This window comes from Alkalibacterium sp. s-m-28 (assembly GCF_054658175.1).
The window spans coordinates 1-255 of the sequence record NZ_BAAGIQ010000424.1; the positions used below are offsets into that span (position 1 = coordinate 1).

1 protein-coding gene is annotated in these 255 nt (G+C 40.0%); it reads left to right on the forward strand.

Features of this window, described 5'->3' with window-relative positions:
• Positions 1 to 255: helix-turn-helix domain-containing protein (locus ACYQ4S_RS12845; protein WP_459771576.1), on the forward strand; the 255-nt coding region annotated here is incomplete at both ends.

Sequence of the window (255 nt, forward strand, 5' to 3'; positions counted from 1 at the left end):
TGAAAGCATACAAGTACAGATTATACCCAACCGAACAGCAAAAAGAATATTTTGCGAATTGTTTTGGCTGCGCCCGCTTCATCTACAACCAAATGCTCAGCGACAAAATCAACCACTACAAAGAAACGAAACAAATGCTCCACAATACACCGGCGCAATACAAAAAAGAATGTCCGTTTTTGAAAGAAGTGGATAGTCTAGCATTAGCGAATGCCCAACAGAATCTGGAAAGAGCCTATAAAAACTTTTTCCGAG